Source organism: Streptomyces sp. NPDC002884, assembly GCF_040295245.1.
GTDB lineage: Bacteria > Actinomycetota > Actinomycetes > Streptomycetales > Streptomycetaceae > Streptomyces.
Map to the genome: position 1 here is coordinate 1 of NZ_JBEOVB010000099.1, position 1,962 is coordinate 1,962.

Sequence of the window (1,962 nt, forward strand, 5' to 3'; positions counted from 1 at the left end):
CCAGCAAACTGCGGACCTGACCTCAGCACAGATGTGAACACCGAGCCCCGCCGCAGTCCTCGACGCCTCACCGCCTACCGTGCACCAGCTCGTTAGCCGCGCTCTTACATGACGGCTTGTTGGTTCATCCGACGCTGCGTTTTTGCTTGCTGAACGCCCCGGTCGACCAGGAACACGAGGTTGCGCTTATCTGTTGCGCAGCGAGGTGCCTGGTGTCCGTTCGGGGCGCTGGAGGGAGGCGCGTACTGTGTGGCGGGGGTACCCCGTCGACTACCGCGAGAGCGCACTCCGCATGAGACGCAGTCGAGGGGAGTTACACCGCCCATTTGGTTCTGTCTCCGGTGGTGACTTCGGGTGAAGCGCTACTGGCGATGATTCGCCCAGCTCGCGGCAAGGGTAGCGGCCTGCCTTCCGCGAAGTTGGGAGGGAGGGGCCTCGCAACAGACAGAACCGGGAACCGCTTTCACCAGGCGCACTTCAACCATAACTCTCTGCTACCACAGAATGGGAGACAAAGTCGAACGTTTCACAGTCCCGTGGCTGGCCGCCGAGTGCGGTGTGCAGCGGTGGTCGACGTCATGCCTGTTGGCGGGTTCCCCGATTCAGCCGGAGCGCAGACACGAGGAAGAAGGCGCCGCCGAGGAAAGCGTAGCCAGCGAGGTTCTTCAAGGTGACGTCGTCGCTCCCTGCTTGGGTGATGAATGAGGTGCCTGCGAGGGTGGAGATGGTACCGCTGATGATCATTGACCATTGGCCACCCCCCCGTCGGCGGACGACGCCGGTGATCAGTTGAAGGACGCCCGAGACAATGGCCCAGGCACCCCAGACCCGCAAGACGGCCGGGATCCCGGAAGCGGCGGCGAAGGCCAGGCTGACGACCGCCAGTGCGCTGATGCCGGCGTTGGTGTATAGAGCCGGTACCGCGCCGCCGTTGGCTTGTGCGGCCCGCACATCGAAGAGGACGGCAGCCATGTCGACGGCGGGATAGACGAGAAGGAGGGTCACATTCAGAGCACCGAGCCTGTCAGCGCTCGTAAAGAGCAAGCCTGCCCAGACGGCAGCGAAGACGAAGCGCCCGAGATAAAGCATGCGCAGCGGTGTGGACTTGCTGGCGGCGGACGAGGTACTGACGAGGGTGTCCATGAAAGTGCCTTCCGGGGGCAGGGTAGACCTGAAGATGGGAGCGGACAGCCGAGCGTTCACGCCAGGTAGAACGTTCTGTCCCTTCTTTGGGTTCAAGAACAGACTCGAACATCTTTCAAAACCGAACGTTCTCCCTCGCCGCAAGACCAGGAAGGTGGAGAGTGTGCTCTCCGAGGCGATCACGGGACTGCTGAACTCAAGGACGAGCCCGCCCACTACCAGCAGCCCACCACGACCACGCCCGACTGAGGGCTCCAGGAGAACGCGCCTTCACACAGCTCAAGTCCTGGTGGCTACTACGATGCCCAAGGTGCTCCACCCGCCGTATCGCCACCATCGTCCGGCCGTCCACACGCCGCTGACCTGGACCCATGCAGGATGAGGAGGCTCACTGAGCGTTTTCCAGCCTTGTGTTGGGATGCGGTGAAGTCGGCGACGGCCTTCGCAATGTCGGTGATCCGGTTTGTGCTGTGGCGGAGCTTTCGCAGCGGGCATCGGCCCTTGAGGACGGTCGTGGCCTGGCTCGCCGAGGCACCGAATCTTGGCGTGACTGCTGTTGGCCGTTGCTTTTGCCGCTTGAGCCGGCGACCGGGAAGGGCGCCCAGGCAAGGTGGCGGGTACCTTGATATGCCGTGTCCGTCCAGTATTTGACTCCAGTGGCGGCAAGGGCCTTGGTGATTGCGTGGCTGCGGGCGACGATCGGGGCGTGGGTGTTTCCGGGAAGGGGTGTGTCAATTTAACGGCTGATCTTGGTTGTTGATGGTCAGTTGTTGCTCGGGGTCAGGCGTCCCTCGAAGGCGATCTGGAACGCGTTGAGGG

At 63.0% G+C, this 1,962-nt stretch carries 1 protein-coding gene; it reads right to left on the reverse strand.

The features are described from left to right. Positions 1-576: 576 nt before the first annotated feature. Positions 577-1,143 (reverse strand): DUF308 domain-containing protein, encoded by a 567-nt coding sequence (locus ABT070_RS46140; protein ID WP_351769355.1) that lies wholly within the window; start codon positions 1,141-1,143, stop codon positions 577-579. Between the last annotated feature and the right edge of the window lie 819 nt (positions 1,144-1,962).